26 protein-coding genes and 1 pseudogene are annotated in these 23,968 nt (G+C 62.8%); 8 read left to right on the top strand and 19 right to left on the bottom strand.

All coding sequences use genetic code 11. The annotated features are described in order from the left end of the window. Positions 1–19 precede the first annotated feature (19 nt). Both ACVWZ4_RS33970 and ACVWZ4_RS33965 read left to right on the top strand, forming a co-directional pair. Positions 20–304, top strand: coding sequence for a hypothetical protein (locus ACVWZ4_RS33970; RefSeq protein WP_456705237.1), 285 nt, complete (start codon positions 20–22; stop codon positions 302–304). Positions 305–340: 36 nt separating this feature from the next. Next, complete coding sequence (locus tag ACVWZ4_RS33965; protein ID WP_456734692.1) at positions 341–1,231, top strand: hypothetical protein; 891 nt, start codon at positions 341–343, stop codon at positions 1,229–1,231. Between the two features lie 5 nt (positions 1,232–1,236). Here ACVWZ4_RS33965 and ACVWZ4_RS33960 read toward each other — a convergent pair whose 3' ends face one another. Then, positions 1,237–2,229: a Crp/Fnr family transcriptional regulator gene (locus tag ACVWZ4_RS33960; protein ID WP_456742082.1), complete on the bottom strand. Its 993-nt coding sequence runs from the start codon at positions 2,227–2,229 to the stop codon at positions 1,237–1,239. Further along, complete coding sequence (locus tag ACVWZ4_RS33955) at positions 2,216–3,817, bottom strand: alpha-amylase family glycosyl hydrolase (RefSeq protein WP_456742081.1); 1,602 nt, start codon at positions 3,815–3,817, stop codon at positions 2,216–2,218. Before ACVWZ4_RS33955 ends, ACVWZ4_RS33960 begins: the two co-directional genes overlap by 14 nt. A gap of 349 nt (positions 3,818–4,166) precedes the next feature. On the opposite strand from ACVWZ4_RS33955, the gene ACVWZ4_RS33950 reads away from it, so the two are divergent. Continuing rightward, positions 4,167–4,373: a hypothetical protein gene (locus tag ACVWZ4_RS33950; protein ID WP_456734695.1), complete on the top strand. Its 207-nt coding sequence runs from the start codon at positions 4,167–4,169 to the stop codon at positions 4,371–4,373. A 108-nt stretch (positions 4,374–4,481) separates the two neighbouring features. After that, positions 4,482–5,444, top strand: a complete 963-nt coding sequence (locus ACVWZ4_RS33945) for a cation diffusion facilitator family transporter (RefSeq protein ID WP_456742309.1) — start codon at positions 4,482–4,484, stop codon at positions 5,442–5,444. Positions 5,445–5,462: 18 nt separating this feature from the next. Here the strand turns inward: ACVWZ4_RS33945 and ACVWZ4_RS33940 are convergent, their stop codons facing one another. From ACVWZ4_RS33940 to ACVWZ4_RS33880, 13 genes are all read right to left on the bottom strand, one after another. Continuing rightward, entirely contained in the window at positions 5,463–7,781 is a 2,319-nt protein-coding gene (locus ACVWZ4_RS33940; protein ID WP_456705239.1) for a glucose/quinate/shikimate family membrane-bound PQQ-dependent dehydrogenase, read from the bottom strand. A gap of 82 nt (positions 7,782–7,863) precedes the next feature. Continuing rightward, positions 7,864–8,244, bottom strand: a complete 381-nt coding sequence (locus ACVWZ4_RS33935) for a c-type cytochrome (protein WP_456702846.1) — start codon at positions 8,242–8,244, stop codon at positions 7,864–7,866. Positions 8,245–8,256: 12 nt separating this feature from the next. Then, positions 8,257–8,892, bottom strand: a complete 636-nt coding sequence (locus tag ACVWZ4_RS33930) for a c-type cytochrome (RefSeq protein WP_456702847.1) — start codon at positions 8,890–8,892, stop codon at positions 8,257–8,259. Beyond that, positions 8,892–9,731 (bottom strand): substrate-binding domain-containing protein, encoded by an 840-nt coding sequence (locus ACVWZ4_RS33925; protein WP_456702848.1) that lies wholly within the window; start codon positions 9,729–9,731, stop codon positions 8,892–8,894. The genes ACVWZ4_RS33930 and ACVWZ4_RS33925 overlap by 1 nt, the downstream gene beginning before the upstream one ends. Next, positions 9,715–11,562, bottom strand: coding sequence for a methanol/ethanol family PQQ-dependent dehydrogenase (locus ACVWZ4_RS33920; protein WP_456734698.1), 1,848 nt, complete (start codon positions 11,560–11,562; stop codon positions 9,715–9,717). Before ACVWZ4_RS33920 ends, ACVWZ4_RS33925 begins: the two co-directional genes overlap by 17 nt. Positions 11,563–11,673: 111 nt before the next feature. Further along, positions 11,674–12,411, bottom strand: a complete 738-nt coding sequence (locus ACVWZ4_RS33915; protein ID WP_456738146.1) for a heme-binding protein — start codon at positions 12,409–12,411, stop codon at positions 11,674–11,676. A 137-nt stretch (positions 12,412–12,548) separates the two neighbouring features. Then, positions 12,549–13,469, bottom strand: a complete 921-nt coding sequence (locus ACVWZ4_RS33910; protein ID WP_456742080.1) for a cytochrome c oxidase assembly protein — start codon at positions 13,467–13,469, stop codon at positions 12,549–12,551. Next, positions 13,457–13,810 carry a hypothetical protein gene (locus ACVWZ4_RS33905; protein WP_456742079.1) on the bottom strand — a complete coding sequence of 118 codons (354 nt, stop codon included), beginning with the start codon at positions 13,808–13,810 and terminating at the stop codon, positions 13,457–13,459. Before ACVWZ4_RS33905 ends, ACVWZ4_RS33910 begins: the two co-directional genes overlap by 13 nt. Continuing rightward, entirely contained in the window at positions 13,807–14,406 is a 600-nt protein-coding gene (locus ACVWZ4_RS33900; protein ID WP_456734700.1) for a cytochrome c oxidase subunit 3, read from the bottom strand. The genes ACVWZ4_RS33905 and ACVWZ4_RS33900 overlap by 4 nt, the downstream gene beginning before the upstream one ends. Continuing rightward, a complete protein-coding gene (gene ctaD, locus ACVWZ4_RS33895) occupies positions 14,403–16,310 on the bottom strand; it encodes a cytochrome c oxidase subunit I (protein ID WP_456742308.1) in 1,908 nt (635 codons plus the stop codon). The genes ACVWZ4_RS33900 and ctaD overlap by 4 nt, the downstream gene beginning before the upstream one ends. Positions 16,311–16,312: 2 nt before the next feature. Continuing rightward, a complete protein-coding gene (gene coxB / locus ACVWZ4_RS33890; protein WP_456702853.1) occupies positions 16,313–17,311 on the bottom strand; it encodes a cytochrome c oxidase subunit II in 999 nt (332 codons plus the stop codon). Positions 17,312–17,378: 67 nt separating this feature from the next. Beyond that, complete coding sequence (locus tag ACVWZ4_RS33885; protein ID WP_456734701.1) at positions 17,379–17,507, bottom strand: hypothetical protein; 129 nt, start codon at positions 17,505–17,507, stop codon at positions 17,379–17,381. 186 nt (positions 17,508–17,693) lie between these two features. Further along, a complete protein-coding gene (locus tag ACVWZ4_RS33880) occupies positions 17,694–17,903 on the bottom strand; it encodes a hypothetical protein (RefSeq protein ID WP_456742076.1) in 210 nt (69 codons plus the stop codon). 92 nt (positions 17,904–17,995) lie between these two features. On the opposite strand from ACVWZ4_RS33880, the gene ACVWZ4_RS33875 reads away from it, so the two are divergent. The 3 genes from ACVWZ4_RS33875 (at position 17,996) to ACVWZ4_RS33865 (ending at position 19,857) form a co-directional block, all read left to right on the top strand. Beyond that, positions 17,996–18,469, top strand: a complete 474-nt coding sequence (locus ACVWZ4_RS33875; protein WP_456734704.1) for a metallophosphoesterase family protein — start codon at positions 17,996–17,998, stop codon at positions 18,467–18,469. A gap of 63 nt (positions 18,470–18,532) precedes the next feature. Then, positions 18,533–19,390, top strand: a complete 858-nt coding sequence (locus ACVWZ4_RS33870; protein WP_456742075.1) for an SDR family oxidoreductase — start codon at positions 18,533–18,535, stop codon at positions 19,388–19,390. Between the two features lie 224 nt (positions 19,391–19,614). Continuing rightward, positions 19,615–19,857, top strand: coding sequence for a hypothetical protein (locus ACVWZ4_RS33865; protein ID WP_456742074.1), 243 nt, complete (start codon positions 19,615–19,617; stop codon positions 19,855–19,857). Positions 19,858–20,001: 144 nt separating this feature from the next. Here the strand turns inward: ACVWZ4_RS33865 and ACVWZ4_RS33860 are convergent. Together ACVWZ4_RS33860 and ACVWZ4_RS33855 are read right to left on the bottom strand one after the other, a co-directional pair. Then, positions 20,002–20,900: pseudogene (locus tag ACVWZ4_RS33860) on the bottom strand (MBL fold metallo-hydrolase). 16 nt (positions 20,901–20,916) lie between these two features. Beyond that, positions 20,917–21,471: a NuoB/complex I 20 kDa subunit family protein gene (locus ACVWZ4_RS33855; protein WP_456742307.1), complete on the bottom strand. Its 555-nt coding sequence runs from the start codon at positions 21,469–21,471 to the stop codon at positions 20,917–20,919. Positions 21,472–21,688: 217 nt separating this feature from the next. Between ACVWZ4_RS33855 and ACVWZ4_RS33850 the strand changes: the two genes are divergently transcribed. Next, positions 21,689–22,186 (top strand): ferritin-like domain-containing protein, encoded by a 498-nt coding sequence (locus ACVWZ4_RS33850; protein WP_456702862.1) that lies wholly within the window; start codon positions 21,689–21,691, stop codon positions 22,184–22,186. A 107-nt stretch (positions 22,187–22,293) separates the two neighbouring features. Here ACVWZ4_RS33850 and ACVWZ4_RS33845 read toward each other — a convergent pair whose 3' ends face one another. After that, on the bottom strand, positions 22,294–23,430 hold the full coding sequence (locus ACVWZ4_RS33845; RefSeq protein WP_456734707.1) for a DUF305 domain-containing protein: 1,137 nt from the start codon (positions 23,428–23,430) through the stop codon (positions 22,294–22,296). Further along, positions 23,417–23,962, bottom strand: coding sequence for a hypothetical protein (locus ACVWZ4_RS33840; protein WP_456734708.1), 546 nt, complete (start codon positions 23,960–23,962; stop codon positions 23,417–23,419). The genes ACVWZ4_RS33845 and ACVWZ4_RS33840 overlap by 14 nt, the downstream gene beginning before the upstream one ends. Positions 23,963–23,968: the final 6 nt, after the last annotated feature.

Below are 23,968 nucleotides of genomic sequence, written 5' to 3'. Positions count from 1 at the left end.
ACAAGCGAGGTACCGCACGATGTCCAAAACCGAAAACAGCGATGCACGGCAGACCACGGATCACGCCGCGATCCGCAAGTGGGTGGACGAGCGCGGCGGAAAGCCGGCGACGGTCAAAGCGACAGAGCAGGACGGGCATGCCGGAATCCTGAGGATCGACTTCGATCCACCGGATGAAGGGCTCGATCGCATCGGCTGGAATGAGTTCTTCGAGAAGTTCGACGAGGCAGGCATTGCCTTCCTGCACCAGGACCGGACCAAGGACGGCAAGCTGAGCCGTTTCCACAAGTTCGTCCGGCGCTAGTTGGATCCCGAGGTGGCGAACGGGTGGGTGGAGGCAATGCGCGCGGGCGACTTCGCGCGCGCCTGGGCCATCAGCGACCGCGATCTCACGGTGTCGCCGCATCCGCCCAAGCATGATGGTCCGCGTCATCTTCAGCGAGTCTGGCGTGGAGAGGCGATTGCCGGCAAGCATGTCCTCGTTCGCTGCTATCACGGGCTTGGCGACACGATCCAGTTCCTGCGTTTCATGCGGCTTCTTCGGAGTGTGGCGCGCAGGGTCACGGTCTGGTGTCAGGCCGAATTGTTGCGACTGGTGGAGCGCACGGCGGGGGTCGATCGCGCGCTTGTAATCCATGACGGGACACCGGACGTCGAGTTTGACGTCGATATCGAGATCATGGAGGTTCCGCATGCGCTCAAAGTCGGACGCGAGCAGATCGAGATGCGGGCGCCTTATTTGAGGCTGCCGCCGAGGACCACATCTGTTTCAATCGGCAACGAAGGTCTGGCCGTCGGCCTGGTTTGGGAGGTCGGTCAATGGGACAAGCGGCGGGCCATTCCCCCTGCATTGTTGCGAGGTCTCGCTGTCCCCGGCGTGGCGCTTCACGCGTTGCAGAAGGACGCTGGGACTGAAGATCTGATGCACATCGGCGCACGTGACATCAGTACGTCCGACATCGCGACGCTTGGTCATCTGCTCACTCAGCTCGACCTCGTCATTTGCGTCGACACCATGGTTGCGCATCTTGCGGGTGCGCTCGGCTGCGAGGCCTGGGTGCTGCTACACGCTGATTGCGACTGGCGATGGCCTTCATCCGTATGCCACTCGCTCTGGTATCCGAGCTTGCGGCTGTTTCATCAGAGGACAGCCGGAGACTGGGGCGCCGTCATCGCGGAGACGAGCAATGCACTGCGCCGGCGCGTGAAGTTTCGGCAGAGCGCCCAATGACGTGATCAGGCCGGTACAACGTCGGCTCTGGCCGATTCCGATTGTGCTTGCTGCGGGGTTTGGTCGCGTCGCCGCAGACCGAGATAGGCGGGATCGAAGCCGGCCAGCCGGACCAGTCCGGGCCAGTCGGAGATCGTCAAGGTCTTGCCGTGCCAGTGCAGCAGGTTGCAGCGACGCAATTCCTGGATGGTGCGGTTGGCGTGGACCGGGGAGATGCTGCAGGCGGCGGCGAGGTCGGATTGGGTAAAGGGCGAGGACAACCTGAAGTCCCGCGCGAGCCCGACGTTTTGCAGGCGGGCCGTGATCTCGCAGAGCAGGTGCGCCGCCCGCGTCAAGGCGTCACGACTGCCGAGGTTTATCGTCCAGTTGCGCTGTATGGCATGATCGCCGATCAGCATCAGCAGCAAGGCGCGGGACATTGCAGGCGAGCGCATCGACAGCTCGCGAAGGCAGCGATGCGGAACGAAAGCGACGACGGCTGGGCCGAGCGCAATGAGGTTGCCGTCGATACAGGGCCTGTAAAGCGTCCGGAGATCAGCAATGTCGCCGGGGACGGAGATTGAGGTGATCTGCCCTTCCGATCCATAGGCATCCTGCCACGACAGGTAGCCTTGGAGCAGCAGGCAGCATTGGTTGCTGGCGTCGCCGTGACGCAAGATCGCCTGACGTGAACCGAAATGCGCAATCGTGCTCGGCATTTTGGTCAGCAGATCGAGGTCGTCCTCCGTCAATTCAGCGAGGCTTGCCAAATGATCGGCGAGCTTGGAGAAAGCAAATCCGGTCTGCATTTGTGGTCCGATCGTGCGCTGCCCGGTGTCACTCTGGCGGAGTGAAAAAAGGCAGGCAATAACCTTTGATAATCCACGGCGATACGAGGTTGTGCACCATCGCCGATCTCCGAAGTTGCCGCTGGCGCGGTTCCTGCGGGGAACGCCGGGCCGCGGTTTCGTAAAAAAACGTCCGGCACAGGGCACACGCGTCCGGTTATCGGGGCTCAAGTGCGATGATCACCCCTTCATTGTCGCGAAGAAGGATGGAGGCATCCGGCGCCGACCTCGACGTTCGGTCAAGATGGGTCGATAGCAGCAGATGACCGCGACCCTGCCAGTGCCACTTGCGTGGCTCGGCAGCGATGTTCAGGGCGACCAAAATCTCCTCGCCGTTTTGTGCACGCTTGAACGCAAAGACGCTGTTCTGGGATCGCAGCGGCTCGTAGCGGCCTTGACGAAGGCATGCATGTTCGCGCCGTAGGGTCATCAACGCGCGAAACAGTGCCAGGATCGATCGCTCCTCGCTCTGCTGCGCGCTGACATTGGCTGAGCCCTCTGGATCGAGCGGCAGCCATGGGCAGCCCTTCGTGAACCCGCCATTGACGCTGCCATCCCATCGCATTGGCGCTCGCTCGGGATCACGGCAGAGGCCGTAGCCCGGCACGAGCTTTTCGAAGGGATCACGGACGAGATCGGGCGGGATCGAGACACGCTTGCGGCCGATCTCGTCGCCCATATAGAGGAATGGCGTTCCCTTCAAAGTCATCAGAAGCATCGCCAGGACACGCATCTGGGCCTGGCCGATCTTGCTCGCGATCCGCTGCTTGTCGTGACCGCCGATCACCCACACCGGCCAAGCGTCCTTGGGCAGAGCATTGAAATACGCATCGATCGCCGCTTGTAGCGAGAACGCATTCCAGGGTGTGTCCAGCAACGCAAAGTTGAGGGGCAGGTGCAGCCGCGGTCGCTCCGTGCCGTAGAAGTGACCGATGCGGTCGGTTTTGCCCTGAACTTCACCGCACAGCAGCCGCCCGGGATATTCGTCGATCACGCCGCGGATGAACTCGATACACTGCATCGTCTCGGGCCGGTCGTCGGTAAACACCGGGGTCTGGCGCTGCGGTGGCGGCTTGCCCCCGGCCTCCGGATTGGGTGGGTTGTCGCGCAGGTGCGCGTCCTTGATCAAGACCGCGCTGGCATCGACGCGAAAACCGTCGACGCCCCGATCGAGCCAAAAGCGCATGACGTCCGCCATGGCAGCGCGCACGTCCGGATTGCGCCAGTTGAGGTCGGGCTGCTCGACCAGAAATGAATGGTAGTAGTATTGCCGCCGCGCCTCGCACCATTCCCATGCGCTGCCGCCGAAGCGACTCAGCCAGTTGTTGGGCGGTCCACCGTTCTCGGCAGCGTCGGCCCAGATGTACCAGTCGGCCTTTGCGCTGTTGCGCGAACTGCGGCTCTCGACGAACCACTCATGGTCGTCGGCGGTGTGGTTGGGGACGAGATCGAGAATGAGCCGGATGCCGGCCTGATGCAGGGCGGCGAGGAGCTCGTCGAACTCGTCCAGGCTGCCGAAGGCTGGATCAACCGAGCAATAATCGGAGATGTCGTAACCGAAATCGCGGAACGGGCTCTTGTAGATCGGCGTGAGCCAGACGGCGTCGACGCCGAGCCATTTCAGGTAATCGATGCGCGACATGAGGCCGCCGAGATCGCCCTTGCCGTCACCGTCGGAATCCTGAAACGAGATCGGCGCGATTTCGTAAATGACCGCAGATCGCCACCACAGGCTCTCGTCAGGCAACATCGCAGTCATCGTCTCTTTTGACCTTGCATTGCCTTGAATGATCTCGCTCTCAGGACTTCAGGGATGCCGCATGTGCTGCGATCCGCTGAGGTTTGTCTCGCACCACGAGACATGTAAGTTCAGGACGGCGCAAAGGTTGCTATTGCTGCCGCCGATCTCTGAAGCCGCGACGCAACGCGTGGTGTCGGATCGGGCCGCAAAATCGGATTTATTAACCTATTGAAGTGCTGGAACCTGATTTCGGTCGCAATCTACAAACGATGCCGGCTTGGGCCGCCCCAACCGACACGAGATTGGCCCCGGTGCCATCCTCCCGCCGGGGCCATTTTCCCTACGAACCACCAACCCCGAAATGAAGATGACCGCCAAACGTAACCGTAGGAAACAGACGCAACCGCTTCAGCAACGCTTGATGTCATTTGCCGAAACCGCCCGCGACCGCGCCCACCGCTTGCCTCCCGGCAAGGAGCGCGAGATGTTATTGCGGCGCGCCAAGCAGAACGAGGTGACCTCGGCCTTGACCGACTGGTTGAGTGCTCCCGGCTACCGAAGACGTGGAGAATGACGATGTGCGCTATCAGGGATCGTCGCGCTTCGTTTATCTATCCCGATAGTCGTATCTTCGTGGGTATCAATCCGGTTTCGCACCGGATGGCGGCCGGCCATTAGGGCTATCGGAGACAAGGCCTGGTCTTCCACAAGGATAGCGGTCTACGCGGCACTGATCGGCAACATCCTGGTCGCCATCACCAAGATCGGCGCAGCGCTATGGACGGGGAGCTCGTCGATGACGAGCGAGGCCGTCCATTCGGTCGTCGATACCTCCAACGAGGCGCTGCTGCTGTATGGATATCACCGGGCAACCCGGCCCCCGAACGAGGCGCATCCGCTCGGTCATGGCCGCGAATTGTACTTTTGGAGCTTCATCGTTGCCCTGCTGATCTTCGCACTCGGTGCCGGCGTTTCATTCTATCAGGGCGTCATTCACGTACTGCGGCCGCAGCCGATTGAAGATCCTGTCGTCAGCTACGTTGTGCTCGGATTATCCTTCCTGTTCGAAGGAGCCTCCTGGCTGATCGCTTTGCGGCGTCTGGAGGCGGACGGTAGACGTTACGGCTACTATCAGGCGTTCGTTCGCAGCAAGGACCCGCCTGCCTTCGTGGTGCTGCTTGAAGACAGCGCAGCACTCACCGGGATTATCGTCGCGGCGGCCGCAACGGCAGCTGCTGTCTTGCTGAAGCAGCCTGTCTGGGACGGTATCGGGTCCATTCTGATCGGAGTTCTGCTCGGGATCACCTCCATTGCGCTCGCGCGCGAGAGCAAGAGTCTCCTCATTGGCGAGCCGGCTGATCCCGAGCTCGCGCGGTCTATTCTTGCTTTAGCGCGGCGGTTCCCTGGCGTGCTTCGCGCCAACGGTCTGCTGACCGTGCAGTTGTCTCCGACCGAGGTCGTGGCGGCCCTCAGTATCGAGTTCGCGGATGAGAAGCGCGCGGACGAAATCGAGGAGCTGGTCGTTGCGATCGAATGCGAGATCCGGAAGCATCATCCCGAGGTGGTGGCCATATTCATCAAGCCGCAGACGCAGGCCCGATATCGACGCGCGCGAGCGGATCGGTTCGAGGACGGGAAGACGTAGCGCGCCTCGTAACCGGCCTCATGGCAGCGAGTAGGCCCGCACGTAGTCGCCGAGTTTGGTGCCGAACGAGCCGTGGCCGCCGTCGACCGTTACGACATATTGCTTGCCGCCGCTCTCATACGTCATGGGCGTCGACTGGCCACCGGCAGGAAGCCGGTCCTCCCAGAGTTTCTTCCCGTCATTGACATCGAACGCCCTGATGTAGTCGTCCATCGTTCCCGAGATGAAGAAGACGCCGCCTGCCGTCACCATCGGACCGCCCAGCATGGGAACGCCGAGCTTGAACGGCAGCGGAACAGGAGCCTGATCACGGATCGTGCCGATCCGGTGCTGCCAGACAACCTTGTTCGTCTTGAGGTCGATGGCTGCGACGTTCCCCCAGGGCGGCGCGAGGCAGGGGATACCCAACGGCGAAAGGAAGATGCCGAGGTCGACGCCGTAAGGGGCTCCATACATCGGCTGCACTCCCAGCTCGGTGCCGGGCGGATGCGCCGCATTCGGCGCGGCCGGATTGTCCTTTCCGCGGGGCACAAGGCGGGAAATGAAGGGGATGGATTGCGGGTTGGCGATCGCGATCTGCCGCCGCGGATCGACGGCGATACCGCCCCACTCGAACATGCCGAAGTCGCCCGGGAAGACCAGCGTGCCTTGCTCCGACGGCGGCGTGAACGGTCCTTCGTAGCGCAGGCGCTTGAATTTGATGCGGCAGGCGAGCTGGTCGAACATCGTGCTGCCCCACATCTGCGCGCCGGTCAGCATGCGGCGCGGGCGGAAGCTCAACTCCGAAAATGGCTGTGTCGGCGACAGCCGGTCGCCCGGCGCGGGGCCCTGCGGTACCGGCTTTTCCACCACGGGCACCAGCTGATGCCCGTCGCGGCGGTCGAGCACGAAGATGTCGCCGGTCTTGGCTGGAATGTAAATCGCGGGAGTTGTCTCATTTCCGGAGTGAATATCCACCAGACTCGGTTGTGACGGCATGTCCATGTCCCAGAGATCATGATGGACGTTCTGGAATGACCAGCGCAGCTTGCCAGTCGCGATGTCGAGGGCGACCATCGCCGAATCGTAGCGCTCCTCGTCCGCCGAGCGATTGCCGGCCCAGATATCGGGAGAACTCGAGCCGAGCGGGACGTAAACAAGGCCCAGATTCTCGTCGACCGCGGAGATGCTCCACGAATTGGGCGAACCGGCCGTGAAATGATGCGAGGCCGACGGCATCTCGTTCGGATCGGAATTGCCGGCATCGAACGCCCAGATCAGCCGTCCCGAATAGATGTCGAAGCCGCGGATCACTCCGGACGGCACGCGGTCGGAATAATTGTCGATGACCGCGCCGCCTACGATCAGGACCTTGTCGGTCACCACCGGTGGCGAGGTGCCCTCGTAGAAGCCGAGCGTGGTGACTTCGCTGCCTTCCTTGAGATCAATCTGCCCGTGGTTGCCGAAGTTTTCGCAAGGTTTGCCGCTCTGCGCGTCCAGCGCGAACATGCGACCGTCGTCCGTCGGCAGGAAAATTCGCTCGGGGCACTCGCTCGGAGCCGCTGTGCCATCCGCGGTCTGCGCGCCTGATCTGGTCGCGTGATAGGCGACACCGCGGCAGGTCATGTGCTGAAAGGCCTTGTTGTGCCGGACCTGCGGGTCGAACTTCCACCGCAGCTTGCCCGTCGCCGCTTCCAGCGCGAACACGATCTGATGCTGCGAGCAGGTGTAGAGGAGGTCTCCGACCTTGAGCGGCGTGGCCTGATTGGTGATCTCGTCGGGATCGTCGGGTCCCTTGTGGTCGCCGGTCCTGAATTCCCAGGCAAGCTTGAGGTCCTTCACATTGTCCTTGGTGATCTGGTCCAGCGAGGAATAGCGCGTGCCGAAGCCGGTGCTGCCATAGGCTGTCCAGTCCTTACCCGCTGCGGGCTCGGACGATGCGGACGAAGCAGCGCCCGATGCGTTGTTCTCGGGCAGCGTTCCGGCAATCGCACGACGATCCCTGCTAAGGGAGACGCCGAGCACGACAATCGCGATGATCAACACGAGTCCAAGCGCCGATCGCGCGGCCCGCAGGCGCGGCATCAGGCGTGACGATACGAACGGCAGCAGCAGCCACACGCCGATCGGTGCCAGAACATCACCGCGGGGGGCCAGCGACCAGAAATCCAGCCCGACCTCCCACACCGCCCATCCCATCGTGCCGAGCAGCAGTGCGGCATAAACCCAGAGCGCTGCGGCGCTGCGGTTCGCAAGCAGCCAGCAAGTGAACAGGAGAACGATCCCGGCAATCACATAGTAAGGGGAGCCGCCGAGGGTTGCGAGCCAGACGCCGCCAAGGAGCAGATACAGGCCCATGATGGCGAGAACCACGATGGTTATGGCAAGCCAAGGCGTTTCGCGGAATGAGGTTTTGATGGAGATCATCGGGGCTGCTCGGCTATTTCAGCGTATAGAGAAACGCCGCGATATCGCGTGCGTCCTTCGGCGGGATGCCCATTCTGGGCATGGCGTTACCCGGTAACGCCTTCTGCGGATCTTCGATCCAGGCCGCCATGTTGTCGGGCGAGTTCTGGATGTAGCCGGCGATATAGGTGCGCGTGCCGACGCGATGCAGCGGCGGGCCGACATTGCCGTCCGCGCCGGCAATGCCGGGAATGTCGTGACAGCCGCCGCAATGATAGTTCTTGACGAGGTCGGCGCCCCTGCGCGCGTCCCCATTGAAATTGTCAGGGCTCGCAGCTTTGGTCTCGCCGCAGCCGATCGCCGCCATGCCCAGGAGCGAGGCGATCAGCAATCGTGCGGCAGGAATGTCGGCCATTCGTCACTCCGATCACGGCTTCTGGCCGAAGCTGAATGACTTGGTCGCCGACCAGGGATCTGTCGTGGAGACCTGCTCGCTGGGCACCTGCTCGACTTCAGGTGAGAGCGGGTTTGCCGAGAAGGTGCGGCCCCATTGATGGCTCGGTTCGTTGCTGATCCTGCCGATGTACGTCACGAGGTCCCAGATCACGCTGTCAGGCAGGACCCCGCCCCAGGCCGGCATTCCGTTCGGTCGCCCCTGGTAGATCGAGAGGTAGATGTTTTCGGGCTGCGAGCCGTAGGTGAACGTGCTGTTGCTCAGCGCCGGACCCATGCCGCCGCCGCCGTTGGACGCATGGCAGCCGATGCAGTTGAAATTGACGAAGTAGGTCATCCCGCGTTGCTCCGCATTCGGATCGCCCTGCGCGGGGTTCTTGATTTGTGGTGGATCCGGCTGCGCGCCCGGGTGGAGATGACTGATCGGAACCTGCATGAACACGCCGGGCCGACCATTGCCGACACTAGCGCCGAAGTTCGGCCGCGGCGCCAACGTCGGCATCTGTGCCTCCTGCGATTGCGGCAGGGCCTGCTGGGCAAGCACGACACCTTGCGGCGTGGCCGCCAGCAGCAGTGACAACGCGCTCGCGCGCAATGCTTGGGCCGGCATCACTCATGACCTCCCGATGCTGTGATCGGCGTCTCGACCAGCGGCACGCCGAAACTTCGCAGCAGCGACGCAATCTCGGATCGATGCGCGTCGATGAATGCGTTGAGCCGGTCGCGCAGAGCGTGATCGCCCTTGCGTACGCCCATCGCGATCGCGAACTGGAATTGCTGGGGTGCAAAGCGTTCGCCATCCTGCACGGGCGTGACCGTGAGGGGCACGGTGGAACGCTGGGCGAAGTAGCCGCCCAGCGGTCCCCAGGCAGCAGCGATGTCGATGTCGCCATGCTCGACCGCCTCGATCAGGCGCGCTGGCGGGTCGGCTTGGCGATAATCGCCGTAGATCGAATAGCCGCGAACGTTATCGACGATGCCCTGCTCGCCGAGAGCCTCCGCGGGGGGCGGATTATTGCCGTCGTCGCCGATGAGATGTACCCCGATCATCAAATGGTGAAGGCGCGGGTCGAGCAGGGAGGACAGATCGAGGTGCTGATCGCGTCGGGTGACGAACACATAGGTGGAGCGATAATACGGCTTGGTGGTCTCGACCAGGTCGTAGCCGGCAGGCACACCCATCACCACGTCGCACAGTTCGGCCTTCAAGGTGTTGCGGATGAAGCCGCGGCGCTGCGCCCACCAGGTGTAGGCGACCTGTTGCCCGAGAGCCTGCGCGACCATCGTCGCGAGCTTGTTTTCGAAGCCGGCCCCCGCATTGTTGGAAAACGGAAGATTGTTCGGGTCGGCGCAGACGCGGAGTTCACCATCTGGCGCGGCGACTGCCGGCGAGGCAAGCCCGATCAAGGCGCCAAGAGCGATGGCGGCGGAGTCACTGCGCAGGCGCATGGCTGCCGTCCTGGCCATTGGGGCTGCCGAGCTTGAACACCAGCAACTCGCTGCCGCCGGCGGTGTAGAAGGGCAGATCTTGTGTCGCGCCGGTGAATCCGAGCGCACCATTGCGAACGCGCGGATCCACTTCCGCGTTGGCCACGACACCGGGCCAGCCGCCCACACCCGACAGGATTGCGATGTACTGCTGGCCGTCCGAGCCGCGATAAGAGACCGGCTGGCCAATGAAGCCGGAGCCGGCGCGGAATTGCCAGAGCACGTGCCCGTTCTTGGCGTCCACCGCCTTGAACAGCCGGTCCATGGTTCCGTAGAACGCGACGTCACCCGCGGTCACGAGCGCGCCGCTCCAGACCGGCAGCTTCTCGTGGATTTCCCAGACTTTCTTGCGTGCGATCGGGTCCCACGCCATGAACTCGCCGCGATAGCCGCCGGGACCGGCATACATGTCGACATCAGCCCCCACATAGGGCGTGCCGGCGATGTAGCCGACCTGCGATGCCTTGAAGTTCATGCAGAGGTGCTGATGCGGTACGTAGAGCAGCTTGGTACGCGGCGACCACGCCGTTGGCTGCCAATCCTTCGCGCCAGGAGCGCTCGGGCAGATATTTTCGATGGTCTTCCCGAGAAGCGGGGTCTTCTCGTCGTTAGGGATGATTTTACCGGTCTTCAGATCGACGCCTTTGTAGCTGTTCACGTACTCATAGGCGTCCGCCGAGATCACTTCGCCGGTGGCGCGATCGATGACGTACATGTAGCCGTTGCGGCCGGGATGGATCAGTACTTTGCGTGTCTGTCCGTTGAGCTCGATATCGACCAGCACGTTCTCGTTGATCTCGTCATGGTCGAAAAGATCGTGCGGATTGACTTGATAGGCCCATTTCGCGTGGCCCGTGTCGGGATCACGCGCGAAGATCGTCGTGCTCCAGAGATTGTCGCCGGACCGCTGGTTTGCATTCCAGGGACTTGGATTGGCGGTGCCGTAATAGATCAAGTTGATATCCGGATCGTAGGAAATCCATCCCCACATGGTGCCACCGCCGACCTGCCATCGATCCGCGGGCCAGCTCTTGACGCCTAGATCCTTGCCCTTGAGGTTGTCGTAGAACGGCTTGAAATCGTCGCCGATCAGCACGTCCTTGTCGGGGCCTGTTGCGTAGGCACGCCAGGATATCGCGCCCGTGTTTTCGTCGAGCGCGGTGACCCAGCCGCGCACGCCGAGCTCGCCGCCGCTGTTGCCGATCAGGACCTTGCCCTTCACCACGACGGGTGCCATCGTGATTGTCTCGCCCTTGTTGATCTCGCCGAGTTTCGTGTGCCAGAGCTCCTTGCCCGTCTTGGCGTCGATCGCGACCGAGTGATTATCGAGCGTGTTGAGAAACACCTTGCCATTGTCGAAGGCGAGACCGCGATTGACGACGTCGCAGCAGGCGACGCCCGCGGCGGCGGGCTCCGGTTTCGGTGCATACGACCATTTCAATTCGCCAGTGGTGGCATCCAGCGCAAAGACGCGGTTGGGGTAGGGGCCCGCATAGGGGCCAACCACGTACATGGTGCCGTCGACCACCAGCGGCGCCGCCTCCTGGCCGCGGTCGGCACCGATCGAGAATGTCCAGGCGAGCTGTAAGCGCGATGCGTTGCCCGCGTTGATCTGGTCAAGGTCGCTGAAACGCGTGTTGGCGTAGTCGCGGGCGGCCATCGGCCATTGACCGGGGTCTTTCATGCGGTCGGCCAGATCGCTTTGGGCAACGGCAGGCGACAACAACGCGCCGCAGGTGCAAAGCCCACCGATCGCTCGGCGCAATAACCGCCCGACGCGAGGCATTAACATAGGTGAATTCTCCACGGCAGTGACCGGGCCATGCCGCGTTGCAGGCCGCTTTGCCAACGTACAAACGTTGCGCAGACGCTTGGTTCCTAATACTGCCTCGAAGCGACGGTGCTACCGGACGACGTTGCCCGAGACCCCTGCGCCCAGATCGACCGCGATCTGATCCTCTTTGCCGTTGCACTTGGGGTGGCCAAACCCGGACGGGCTTTTGCCGTCGGGCCCGATGTCGTAGATGATCGCATCCTTCATGTTCGGGCTGACCCCGGCTGGCACGCGATCGAGACTGAGCTGGTGACGCACGCGCCAGGCGACATTGTGATCCGCGCAGGAGCTATCGCCGCTGACTCCAACCGCGCCGGCGATGCCCTTGTCGTCGTAGAGCGCAAGCCCGCCACCGAAGACGATGACCCCGCCAACCGGCTTGCCGACCATGGGATCGTGGTCGGTCCCAAACTGGTCCGGCGTGCCGCCGTAGATGACATCAGGGGCAGGCGGGTTGCTCAACGCCGCGCCGAACAGGAATCCGCCGGGCTGGGCGCCTGCATAGAGATTGGCGGTCGCCATTGCCTTGTCCTTCAGGCTGAATGCGTTCGCCGTGTTGGCCTTCTCAGCCGCGATCGCGCGGCTGCCGAGCCATTGGTCATCGACCTTGCTGCCGCTATAGGCGACGGCACAAACGATGCCCTGCCGGTTCACGACGGCCGCCCACTCGTTGTTGTCCAGTCCGCCGTTGCTGGGCCCGCCGCCGGGCTTGACGCTTTTCTTGAGGATATCGGCGAGTTGATCATGGTCAACCGGGCAGGACATGGCAGGGCGCGGCTGGTCCTGCGCGGTCGAGCCGCCCGGCATCGAGAAGGCTGCCGCGAGCAGGGCTGCGATTGTGAAGGCAGGGTGTCTGGCCATGTGTCCTCCACGGCGGCTGTCAAACTCAACAGCGAACGTCGCTTGGAACGAGCGGTTCCTATGACGATCCCCTGCTTGTGTCGTCAGCCCGAACGGACGGAAGATAGGCGGGAATGCGCGTCCATTGCAGTCAGCCAGCGATGGGCGAAGAAAAGCGCGGCGCCGGTATAGAGGACGCCCATGGGCACCCACATCAGCATCCCCGCAAGTTGCTGGTCTTCGAGCGGCGTCAGGCCGAATTCACCGGCGAAGGTGCCCTGAGCCGGAATCCATAGCCGTGTCGATAGCGTCAGCAGCGCACCAAGCACTCCGGAATGCAGCACCGTGACAAACAGGCAGACGATCGCGATGCCGTCACGGAGACGTACGCTGCGACCCGCTCCGCGGCCATGCAGCAGCACCCACCAGAACAAAAGTGCAGTTGCAAAGAAGCTGACGTGCTGGAGGCGGTGAACCGCCGTGTTTTGCAGTGCCCAGGCATAGAGTGGCGGCGCATGCCAGATCCACAGCGCCAGGCCATGCAGGGCCGTCGCGCTGACGGGATGGCTGATCAAGGCCCACGGCTGGGCCACGATCGGCCAATTCAGGCAACGCCCCGCCGCGGGACGAAGCGCAGCCGGCAAGCTCCACATCATCGGCCCGTTGATCCTGGCAAACGCCATCAAGGGAGCACCGAGGACCATGAGCAGCTCGTGCTCGATCATGTGGGCGGTGAACAGGCGCTCACCCAGCCAATGCAGCGGCGAGGTCAGGGCGAGCGCCACGACCAGCCATCCCGTCCAGAATGCGGCGACCTGGGCGAAGCTGACGCCGCGTCCAGCGCCGGCATGGTGCCAGAGTCGTTGCGTTCCCACATAGAAGGTGATGCCGACGACGTAAAGCGGGCTCAAAAGCCAGGGATCAAAGCTCCAGAGCGATCCCGGAGCAACCTGCGAGATGCCATGGGCCATCGCCGGCCGGACAAGCAGGCCGAGAAGGAACGCGAGTAGGCTCAGCGCAGGCATGGACTGATCATCAGCGAAGCCGCAAGCTGGTTGGCGATCACGAGCGCAAAGAGGACGCCGCTGCCGACACCGAGCCATGCCATGAACGACCGTGGACCGCCGCCTTGCGCATCGGCCCATTCGGCTCCGGCGGCGCGGCGAACCGCGCGCGCGGATATCGCGGTACCGATGAGGGCGACGATCGCCAGCACCGCGCTCATGATTGTGCCGCTTACCCGCGTCGTCTCGCAGGAGAAATGAGCGAATGCATAGACGCCTTGCAGGTTGATCCCCCAGGCGAGCGGACCGAGGGCGACGCCGGCCCAATAGAGCAGTCGTGCACGAGTATCGTCGACGGTCATAGGCGCGGTACCCAGTCGAGAAGGACGTAGAGCGGCAGCCAAGCCAGCACGACAAAATTCCAGTAGAACGCGTTGTCGGTGACATCGCTGAACCGGCGCGGCCTGGCGTGGCGGGTGAACATCAGCACCGTCAGCACCACCGTGTCGCCAAGATCGGTGGCGAGATGGGTCGTGTGCAGCCCGAGGATCAGCCAGACGATCGAGCCGTAGGCAGAATTGTCCCAGCGCGTGTTGAGATGAGCGAATTCGAAGCCGCGGAGAATCAGCAGCACGATGCCGATCAGCGACATCACGATGAGGCCTATGCGAACCTTCGCGAGGTCCTGCCGCAGTGCGACGCGATTGGTCATCTCGTTCGGGATGATGCTCAGCAGGTAAATCGCCACCTCGACCGTGCCCGGCCAGAGATCCGGCGGCGCGGCGCCGATCGGCCAACTGGTGTTGACGGCATAGAGATAAAGATAGGTGCCGATCGCGATGGCAAATCCCATGCCTTCAAGCGCCATGAAGCCCATGGCGCCCCACCACGGGCCGCTCCGCGGGCCATAGCCGTAGGTCGGCAAGTCGGCGACGTTGCGGACGATGGTTTGTCTCACTCCTCGTCCTCCTTGCTGCCAGCCGGCCAGAACCAGCCGATCAGCGCGACGGCCATCGGCGGCGTGCCCCAGAGCACCGCCCAAGGTGTGAAGATCGAGCCGATGAAGAAAATGGTCGTCGCGATCGCCGTGATCAGCGGCCAGAGACTGGGCTCGGGCGAAGCTTCACGGGTCTGCGGCTCTGCTTCTGCAAGCGATGTCAACAGAACCTCGCGTCGCTCCACGCTGAGCCCCGCGACGACGGGCAGGCTGTCGCTGTCGAACCATAGGGGATCGCGATGCTTGACGACCGGAATACGATCGAAATTCTGCGGCGGCGGCGGAGACGAGGTCGCCCATTCCAGCGTCGAGGCGTCCCAGGGATTGTCGCCCGCAAGAGCGCCGCTGCGAAGGCTGAAGATCACGTTGACCAGCAGCAGCGCGAAGCTGATTGCGAAAATCGCGGCGCCGCCGCTGGAGAGAAGGTTCAGATGGCCCCAGTCCATATCGGCGGTATAGGTATAGACCCGCCGCGGCATTCCGATCAGCCCGAGGAGGTGCATCGGAAAGAACGCGACATTGAAGCCGACAAAGGCAAACCAGAAATTCCATCGGCCGAGCCGCTCGCTGAGCATGCGGCCGGTGATTTTGGGGAACCAGTAATAGACGGCTCCGATGAGAGGGAAGACCGCGCCCCCGATCAGAACGTAGTGGAAATGCGCGACCACGAAATAGGTGTCGTGCACCTGGGTATCGATCGGCACAGACGCGACCATGACGCCGGAGAGGCCGCCAATCACGAAAATCACGATAAAGCCGAGCACGAACAACAGTGGTGTTCGGTAGACCGGACGGCCATCCCAGAGCGTCGCCAGCCAGCAGAAAATCTGCAGCCCGCTCGGTACCGCGATCAGCATGCTCGAGGCCGTGAAGAGCCCGGCGCCGAGCTGCGGCAGGCCGGTCACGAACATATGGTGGACCCAGAGGCCGAACGACAGGAAGCCCGTCGCAATCAGGGAAAGGATGACGACGGGATAGCCGATCACGGGGCGGCGGGCGAATGTCCCCAGGATCGCGGAGACCATGCCGGTGCCGGGAATGAAGATGATGTACACCTCGGGATGGCCGAAGAACCAGAACAGATGCTGCCAGAGAAGGGGATGTCCGCCCGAGGAGGGATCATAGAAGCGGGTGTTGACGAGGCGATCGAGGATCAGCGACGTCGATGCGACCATGATCGAGGGCATCGCGAACATCACGAGGAAGCTCGTGACCAGCATCCCCCAGACAAACAGCGGAATGCGGTCGAGCGTCATGCCGGGCGCGCGCAGCTTGAAGACGGTGACGACGATCTCCACGGACACCGCGAGCGCCGCGACCTCGGTGAAGGTGATCATCTGCGCCCACACGTCGGGCCGCTTGGTCGGCGTGTATTGCAGGGACGAGAGCGGGACATAGGCAAACCAGCCGACGTCAGGTCCGGTATTGAGCAGGAACGAGATCCACAGGAAGCAGCCGCCGAAGAGATACATCCAGTAGCTGAAGGCGTTCAGGCGCGGAAAGGCGATGTTTCGCGTGCCGACCATCAGCGGCACGAGGTAGACCGCGAATGCCTCCATGACCGGCACGGCGAACAGGAACATCATCGTCGAGCCGTGCATCGTGAAGATCTGGTTGTACTTGTCCGGGGACAGGAACGTTTGCTCCGGGCCGGCCAGCTGAATTCGCATCAGAACAGCAAGGATGCCGCCGAGGACGAGAAACGCGAAAGCGGTGACGATGTAGCGCCGGCCGACGACCTTGTGGTCGACCGCCATGAGCGCGCCGAAAAATCCGGATGGTGTACGCCAGATGCTCTCGAGCCGTGTCGAAAGCTGCAGACTGCTCAGCGCGTCGTCCCGCAACTCACGTTCGTCAGCCGCCATGCTCACTTGAGCTGCTCCAGATAATGAAGGATCGCGATGAGTTCGTCCGATTGCAGTGGCATCTTCGGCATGTAATTGCCGGGCTTGACGTGCTGGGGATCGGCGATCCAGGCGCCGAGCGTTGCCGGGGTCATCGGCAGCGTTCCGGCCGCGACGGTCGTGCGGCTGCCGACATGGGTCAGATCGGGACCGAGCTGGCCGCCGGCGAGTGTGCCGCGGATATTGTGGCAGAGCGCGCAGCCTCTTGCGCGGAAGAGCTGCTCGCCCTGCTTGCCAAGCTCATCTGTGGGGCTGTTCGCGTTCTCGTTTTCATGGTCGCGCCAGCGGCCGAATTCGTCCGGCGACAAGGCCAGCACAGTGAAGGCCATATGGGCGTGCTGAAGTCCGCAGAACTCGGCGCACTGACCGCGGTAGACGCCGACATTCTTGGCGGTGAACTGAAGCTCGTTGGTCTGCCCGGTGATGAGGTCCATCTTGCCGGTCAGGCTCGGAACCCAGAAGCTGTGGATGACGTCGGCGGATTCCAACTCGACCTTTACCGGTTGGCCGGTCGGAATGCGGATCTCGTTGGCGGTTGTGAAGCTCTGGTGCGGGCTGTCGCCGTCATATTGCACCTCCCACCACCATTGATGGCCGATGATCTTGAGCGTGAGCGCATTGTCGTCCTTGGCGAACACGGTACGCTGGCCCGCATAGCTCACGATCGAGAGCCCGAGCACGATCACGAGGGTCGCGAGCCCCAAGCCCAGCACGACGCGACCACTTGCTTGCTCGAACGGCAGGTGCAGCGCCAGCGGCCGATCGGAAGCCCGCTTTCGGCGCAACATTGCGATGCCGAGCACGATCACGACGGCGATCCAGACGATCGCCGCTATGATCAGGAAGATGAAGAGAGTGTGAAGGATTCGATCGGACTGCAGCCCGTGCGGGTCGAGTGCGGACTGCCGCCCCGCGCACGCAGCCAGCGGCAGCATCACAAATGGCACCAAGGCCGTTCGCATTCTGACAGGCATCGATGTCCGCCGCGCTCCCCTGTGGAGGCGGAACCGGTCAATCGTATGAAGGTTCCTATTCGTCGCCCGAGAGGACGCTGTTGGCAAAAATTGAGCCGAGCGCGACTCTGACGATCAGGTCGAACGCGTACCATTTGGCGAGCGTTCGAGGACCGGCGATGCGGCGCAGAACGACCAGCGCCACGTAGTGAGCGTCGTGCCGCTGGCGGTGCGCAGGAGAGGCGCCCAGCCCTGGAAGGAGATCTGTCGGACATGGTCCATCCGACCGGACTAGAAGGGCCAGCCCCTGGTGGCGACCACGATGGCCGCATCGGACGATCGCGCGAAGATCTTCAAGCATCCGGCGAACCCTCCATCGCGTTCGGCTCCATCACCTCACGACGGGCTTTTGCGGATCATCGCGGTGCTGGGCAGCCTCCGTATTCCGATCCAGTTGGACCCGCTCACCGCGCCGCAAATATCCCGATCGCCTGACGCCGTACCAGATCGCTATGCCGAGGATGACAACGCCCAGGAACAGCAAATACCACGCTTTCACGGAACTATCTCCCAAAAGCATTCCAACGCCAGTGTTGCCCATTCGTGTGCTCCTGCTAGATAAGCCGGCAATGCGGGCCTCCTGTTGTCGTTCCTAAACGAGCCGGACAGGCGCGGGACTGGTCGAGGAGTGACATGCTCAAGATTGGAGTCATTTCTGATACACACGGACTGCTTCGGCCAGAGGCGGAAAAATGCCTCGCCGGGGTCGCGCATATCATCCACGCCGGCGACATCGGCGCTGCCGACATCATCGATCGGCTTCGCCGGGTCGCGCCCGTCACGGCCATCCGCGGCAATGTCGATGTCGGCGATTGGGCAAGCGCCTATCCGGAGACGCTATCAGTGCGGATCGGCCGGCACTCCTTTTATGTCCTGCACGATGTGGCAGAGCTTCAGGACAGACCCGCCCCCGGCAAGGTCGATGTCGTGATCTACGGCCATTCGCACCAGGCGAGCGTCAAAACAGTTGATGGCGTCCTTTATCTCAATCCCGGGAGCGCCGGCCCGCGGCGGTTCAAGCTGCCGGTGACACTCGCGACGCTGGATCTCGATGTGAGCGGCTCCCTGCAGCCTGTCGTCCACGATTTGAGCGGGCCGGCGCAGTGACGGATTGGCTAGGAACACTTCCGGCAGGGCTCCGTTAGCGCAGCAAAACTCCGGAGCTGCTCGATGACCGAATACCCCAAGCCGCCGTTTCCCAGCCAGCAGCAGCCGATGCCGGGGTCGACCCGAGCGATGAATCCCCGACCGGACCACGGCGAAGAGAGTTACAAAGGTTCAGGCCGCCTGGCCGGCAAGAAGGCGATCATCACCGGTGGCGATAGTGGTATCGGTCGCGCCGTTGCAATTGCTTACGCGCGAGAGGGGGCGGATATCGTCATCGCTTATTTGGACGAGGACGATGACGCCGCCGAGGTCAAGACGCTGATTGAGCGGGAAGGCCGTAAGGCCGTTCTGATTCCCGGCGATATCAGCCGGCCCGATCATTGTCGTACCGTCGTGCAACGTGCCGTCGCCGAACTCGGCGGGATCGACATTTTGGTCAACAATGCGGCTCACCAGGCAACGTTCAAGGACATTGTCGACATCAGCGACGAGGAGTGGCAGCGGACTTTCGCGGTGAACATTCATGCGATGTTCTACCTGACCAAGGCAGCCGTGCCGCACATGCGGCCCGGATCCGCAATCGTGAATACGGCCTCGGTCAACTCCGATATGCCGAATCCGAGCTTGCTCGCCTATGCCACGACCAAGGGAGCCATCCAGAATTTTACGGGTGGGCTCGCGCAGATGCTGGCCGGCAAGGGGATACGCGTCAACGCGGTGGCGCCCGGTCCGATCTGGACGCCGCTCATTCCGTCGACGATGCCGGAGGAGTCCGTCAAGAATTTCGGCAAGCAAGTGCCGATGCAACGCGCAGGCCAACCGGCCGAGCTTGCGACGGCCTATGTCATGCTCGCGGATCCGCTTTCGAGCTACACGTCGGGCGCGACCTTGGCAGTCACCGGAGGCAAGCCGTTCATCTGACTGGGACCGCCTCGCGCGACTGCGCTCGCGGATGATCCGTATCCCGGGCTCGCCGTGCCGTTACAGCGTGATCACGTAAACCGCGAACGCGAGAACGATCGCGATGCTGACGACCACAATGCTGATCAGGAGCTTTCCCATGCGACACCGGTAGCTGGGATAATGGCGCGCACGCGGTGGAGTTCCGCGCGGGTTTGTACGTACGACGCTAGGAGGACCGAGCAATGGATATGGCAGAGCTTTCAGCAATGACCGAAGCATCCGGCCTTGAGAACGACCCGGCGGGCAACGATACCTCGTCAACGGCACGCGGCGCTCCAAGAAGCGGCGGACCGCGGTCTGAACCGCAATCGGCCGCCGCCGGCCTGTCCGACGAATTGCGTCGCATCACCGCGGCCGCACCGCTGCGGTCGCTTTTCCTGGCATTCCTGCTCGGGATGCTCGTGGCCCGGCGACGGCGGGGATAGCGAAGAGGACCCTCGCAAGACCGACCGCCTGGACGCGCTCTTCCAAGCTCTCGCAACGGATGCGGCCCCGGCGCAAGGAGAGGGGTTCGCCGGGGCCGCTCAAGCGCGCGCTTCTGGAAGGCACGAGCCTGCGCGCGGTGGACGTCATCGGTCTAGTGTACGGGCGGCATTGACATCCGTTGTGCCGCCGTCCGAAGCTGAAATAGCGCCGCCCGGAACGGCGACGTCATCGAAACGCTCTGCGAGAGCATCCAGCGCAGTGCGCATGTCTGCCCCCTGCATCGCCGCGCCGTGGCCGGTGATGGCGATCTCCGGTGTGAGGGCGGCGAGCTTCCGCACCGAGGTCTTCGCACTTCCCCAGTCTGGTGTGAAATACATCGGTGGTCCGTGCATCTCGGGAGACTGGGTGACTGCGGAATAGACGGATTCCTGGCGCGTGGTGATGAATGCATCGCCTGCGATCAACAGACGATCGCGCTTGCGCCAGAGCGAAATGTGCCCCGGCGTATGGCCGGGGGTGTGAACCCAGCTCCAATCCTGCATGAACGGTATGCTGTGATCGGAAGGAAGGTCATAGAGCCGCGCTGCGACGTCGACCGGAGCAGTCGGAAACAGCGGCGAGATCAACGCCAGCAGGCCGCCGCCCACGCTCGGATTGGCGGGATGATACGAGCGGCTGCCATCGAGATAAGGGTGCTCGGCCGGATGCGCGTAGACCGGTACGTCCCATTCGCTCGCCAAGGTCTCGAGCGCGCCGGCGTGATCGAAATGAGCATGCGTCATGATGATGGCAGCTGGCCGGCCGTGGCCGCCAAAACGTGCCCTCGCTGCAGAGCGGATCGCCCGAGCGGATCCGGCAATGCCAGCGTCCACCAGAACCCAGTTGCCGTCACCGGCATTTTCAAAGCCAACGAAGATGACGTTCACAATGGCGAGCTGAGATAGGCAACGTCGGGGACGATCTGGCGTGTGCTGTCGTTCCGATCGAGGTCCGACTGCGGATGTTCGGCTTCGGCCGACGAAGGAAGCGGAATTTGCGTCATGTGGAATCCTGCCCTGCTATCGCTCGATCGTCCCCGTTCGCCGAATCTTCTTTTGAAGCAGCATCACGCCGTAAAGCAGCGCCTCGGCTGTCGGAGGGCAGCCCGGAACATAGATATCGACCGGAACCACGCGGTCGCAACCGCGCATGACGGAATAGGAATAGTGATAATAGCCGCCGCCATTCGCGCAGGAGCCCATCGAGATCACATATCGGGGCTCAGGCATTTGGTCGTAGATTTTGCGGAATGCAGGAGCCATCTTGTTGGTCAGCGTACCGGCCACGATGATCACGTCTGACTGGCGGGGCGAGGCACGGGGTGCGAAGCCGAAGCGTTCTGCATCATACCGAGGCATCGACATCTGCATCATCTCGATGGCGCAGCAGGCGAGTCCGAACGTCATCCACATCAGAGACCCGGTCCGAGCCCAGGTGATCAGCTCTTCTGCCGTCGCGGTAATGAAGCCCTTGTCGGCGAGATCGTCGCGGATCTGCATGAAGTACGGATCGGAAGCGTTTGCGGATCGCTGCACGGACCGGCGGAGAGTTTCTGGAGAAGAAATGTCGACCATTGGCTTACCATCCGCCGCACCCTGGGTGACGTTGCGAAAACCTCGGGGCGACGGTGACGTTCCTGAGCAAGGAAAGGTGTTTGGCACGTTGCTATCACAGGTTAGCCCGGGGTCCTTGATAGGAACAGGCGCCGAGCTTACCGCGCGCTTAGGAACGATGTCGCTGAGCTGCGGTTGCGGAGAACGAACGAAGCCATTCAAATGGAGGACAGGAACGATGGCGAACGCAGCCCGTGATGTTTTCGTGGTCGGATTACGCAATGCGCATGCGATGGAAGTGCAGGCGAGAGAGTTGATGGAGCGTCAGTCGGAGAGGCTCGACGAGTATCCCGATGTCAAGGCGAAAGTGAGCGCTCATCTTCAGGAAACCAATGAGCAGCTGAAGCGGCTGGAACGGTGCCTGGAGTCCTGTGGCGAAAGTACGTCGAGCCTGAAGGACACGACGCAGTCCGTGATGGCCAACATGCAGGCGATGGCGCACTCGACGGCAAACGACGAGATCCTCAAGAATACCTTCGCCAATAATGCATTCGAGAACTTCGAGATCGCGGCCTACAAATCGCTTATCGCGCTCTGCGGGGCAGCTGGTGTTGCCGAGGCCAAGGAGCCGCTCGAAGCGTCCTTGAAGGAAGAGCAGCGCATGGCCGCCTGGATCGATTCCAACGTCGAGAAGGTGACGATGGAGTTTCTGGCGCACCAGCGGCAGGCCGCATAGCTTTCAAGCGGGGCAATGCGACGATCAGATCCGGTGCGGCGGGGAACGGTGAGGCCGGGCCCCGCGACCCTTCAGCAGCTCGCACCAACTGACGTCGCGGTTTTGGATCAATTAACATTGTTGGCCAGCATGTTTCGGGTAGCGCTCACGACTGCGGCAATGCCGCTTTCGCCGTGCATCAAGGCGATCTCGCCCTGCTGCTCATGACGGATGGCGTGAGCCATGGCCCGCAGGCGCGGATCGCCGTGGCTGTGCCACATCTGGTCGGCCATCTTGACCGCCCCTCTGTGATGTCGACTCATCATTTCGACGAAGACCGCGTCGAATTGCTCGGGCGCTGCAAGCTTGACCAATCGTAGCTCGGCCGGTGTGAGAAAGCCCGGCATGGCCGCACGCTCCTCGGAGCTGCAATCAGGCATCGAGGTGCCGAACCAGCTCAGCCACCAGTTCTCAAAGATTTTGTTCTCGCCGGTCTGGCTCGCGACCATCAGCAGGGCGAGTTTCTGGAGATGTGGATTTTGCGCGCTCCGGGCGGCACTGCGCGCCAGCTCGATGCCCTGTGCGTGATGCGTCGCCATGTGGCGCATGTAGGTCTGGTCTGCATCCCTGTCGGCTCCGATCCACGGCGGTTCACGGCCCCGGCTGCCGAACAAGGCGGTCATTCCAAGCGAAGCCAAGAGGACCAGCGCACCCGCAAGCCACGCGTCGGTAAACCGCACGTGTCGCTCCGCTGCGCCGCCGCCTGCCCAGCGCAGCCGCGCGAACAAGGGATACATCAGGGCTGACGAGGCGTGGACCAGAAGCCCGATCCAGTACGGCTGCTGGAGCGTGAAAAGCGGCTGCCAGAACGGGAATAGCGGCACCAGCACGAACCATTCCATGCCGGACGAGAAGATCGCCCAAGGAAGCGCCAGAAGCAGGATCACTGCAGGCCGCAGTTCGGCAGTCCAGCGTCCGAGCACGCCAAAGAAAACGACAGCCCAGGAAAAGTCCGCCCATTGATGGAAGGCGATGCCGGTGAGGATAGCGCTCCATGACGGTGGCGAACTGAGCGCCCATTCGCGAGCCGGGATGGTCGCGACCGTCATCCAGTCCACGGCCGCGTCGCGGCCAATCCGCCCGGCGACCAACTGGCTGACAATGGTGGAGAAAGTGCTGCTGATCAGCCCGAGCTCGACGGCGGCAATCCAGCGCGGGCGTCGACGTCGCCCGTTTGCAATCCCAGCCTGGTCAGGAGGCGACACCGGCCGACGCGTGCTGGATCATCTCCTTCGCTCGAGCTTTCGCGGCCGGGAGTCCCTTGGGGAAGCCGCTGCGATTGGGATACAGCTTGCGTCGGGCATTCGGCGGCGGCCGCTGCGGCTTGGTCTCCTGAGCGGCGCGGTAGTCGAGCACCGCAATGCCGCCGACCATCAGGAGCGCCAGCGCGATGTTGCCCTTCTTGGGATTGTCGGACGTCAGTCCTGATAGGAGCGCGGCGGCATCGAGGCCATCGCCGCCGACGCGGGCCCACAGGCCCGCGTTCTTGTCGACCGAGAGTGACATGACGCCGGCGAGGATTTCCCGCAAGCCGAAAGCGCGGACCATCGTCTCGCGCCCTTCCATGCCGAGCGTTTCCGTGACGCGTCGAGGCGCGAAAAATTCCACGACGCCGAGACCGATGCTGAACCAGCCGAGCGCGCGTGCGAGCTGGTCTGCCGGTTGCTTCAGGCTCGGTCCGCCTTCGACGATCTTGGGATCGCCTTTGGCGCGCACGATATTGGAGAAGTGAAACATGTTTGC

The sequence above is a fragment of the Bradyrhizobium sp. USDA 4472 genome (genome assembly GCF_054058595.1).
Note: the sequence above shows the minus strand (reverse complement) of the source record. Positions and strands in the feature narration are given on the sequence as shown.

Coding starts and splice junctions, on each gene's coding strand:
- ACVWZ4_RS33970 (WP_456705237.1), top strand. CDS start 20: ATGTCCAAAACCGAAAACAGCGATGCACGGCAGACCACGGATCACGCC.
- ACVWZ4_RS33965 (WP_456734692.1), top strand. CDS start 341: ATGCGCGCGGGCGACTTCGCGCGCGCCTGGGCCATCAGCGACCGCGAT.
- ACVWZ4_RS33955 (WP_456742081.1), bottom strand. CDS start 3,817: ATGACTGCGATGTTGCCTGACGAGAGCCTGTGGTGGCGATCTGCGGTC.
- ACVWZ4_RS33950 (WP_456734695.1), top strand. CDS start 4,167: ATGACCGCCAAACGTAACCGTAGGAAACAGACGCAACCGCTTCAGCAA.
- ACVWZ4_RS33940 (WP_456705239.1), bottom strand. CDS start 7,781: ATGGGCCTGTATCTGCTCCTTGGCGGCGTCTGGCTCGCAACCCTCGGC.
- ACVWZ4_RS33935 (WP_456702846.1), bottom strand. CDS start 8,244: ATGGCCGACATTCCTGCCGCACGATTGCTGATCGCCTCGCTCCTGGGC.
- ACVWZ4_RS33930 (WP_456702847.1), bottom strand. CDS start 8,892: ATGCCGGCCCAAGCATTGCGCGCGAGCGCGTTGTCACTGCTGCTGGCG.
- ACVWZ4_RS33925 (WP_456702848.1), bottom strand. CDS start 9,731: ATGCGCCTGCGCAGTGACTCCGCCGCCATCGCTCTTGGCGCCTTGATC.
- ACVWZ4_RS33920 (WP_456734698.1), bottom strand. CDS start 11,562: ATGTTAATGCCTCGCGTCGGGCGGTTATTGCGCCGAGCGATCGGTGGG.
- ACVWZ4_RS33915 (WP_456738146.1), bottom strand. CDS start 12,411: ATGCCGGGCGGCTCGACCGCGCAGGACCAGCCGCGCCCTGCCATGTCC.
- ACVWZ4_RS33910 (WP_456742080.1), bottom strand. CDS start 13,469: ATGCCTGCGCTGAGCCTACTCGCGTTCCTTCTCGGCCTGCTTGTCCGG.
- ACVWZ4_RS33905 (WP_456742079.1), bottom strand. CDS start 13,810: ATGACCGTCGACGATACTCGTGCACGACTGCTCTATTGGGCCGGCGTC.
- ctaD (WP_456742308.1), bottom strand. CDS start 16,310: ATGGCGGCTGACGAACGTGAGTTGCGGGACGACGCGCTGAGCAGTCTG.
- coxB (WP_456702853.1), bottom strand. CDS start 17,311: ATGCGAACGGCCTTGGTGCCATTTGTGATGCTGCCGCTGGCTGCGTGC.
- ACVWZ4_RS33880 (WP_456742076.1), bottom strand. CDS start 17,903: ATGGGCAACACTGGCGTTGGAATGCTTTTGGGAGATAGTTCCGTGAAA.
- ACVWZ4_RS33875 (WP_456734704.1), top strand. CDS start 17,996: ATGCTCAAGATTGGAGTCATTTCTGATACACACGGACTGCTTCGGCCA.
- ACVWZ4_RS33870 (WP_456742075.1), top strand. CDS start 18,533: ATGACCGAATACCCCAAGCCGCCGTTTCCCAGCCAGCAGCAGCCGATG.
- ACVWZ4_RS33865 (WP_456742074.1), top strand. CDS start 19,615: ATGGATATGGCAGAGCTTTCAGCAATGACCGAAGCATCCGGCCTTGAG.
- ACVWZ4_RS33855 (WP_456742307.1), bottom strand. CDS start 21,471: ATGGTCGACATTTCTTCTCCAGAAACTCTCCGCCGGTCCGTGCAGCGA.
- ACVWZ4_RS33850 (WP_456702862.1), top strand. CDS start 21,689: ATGGCGAACGCAGCCCGTGATGTTTTCGTGGTCGGATTACGCAATGCG.
- ACVWZ4_RS33840 (WP_456734708.1), bottom strand. CDS start 23,962: ATGTTTCACTTCTCCAATATCGTGCGCGCCAAAGGCGATCCCAAGATC.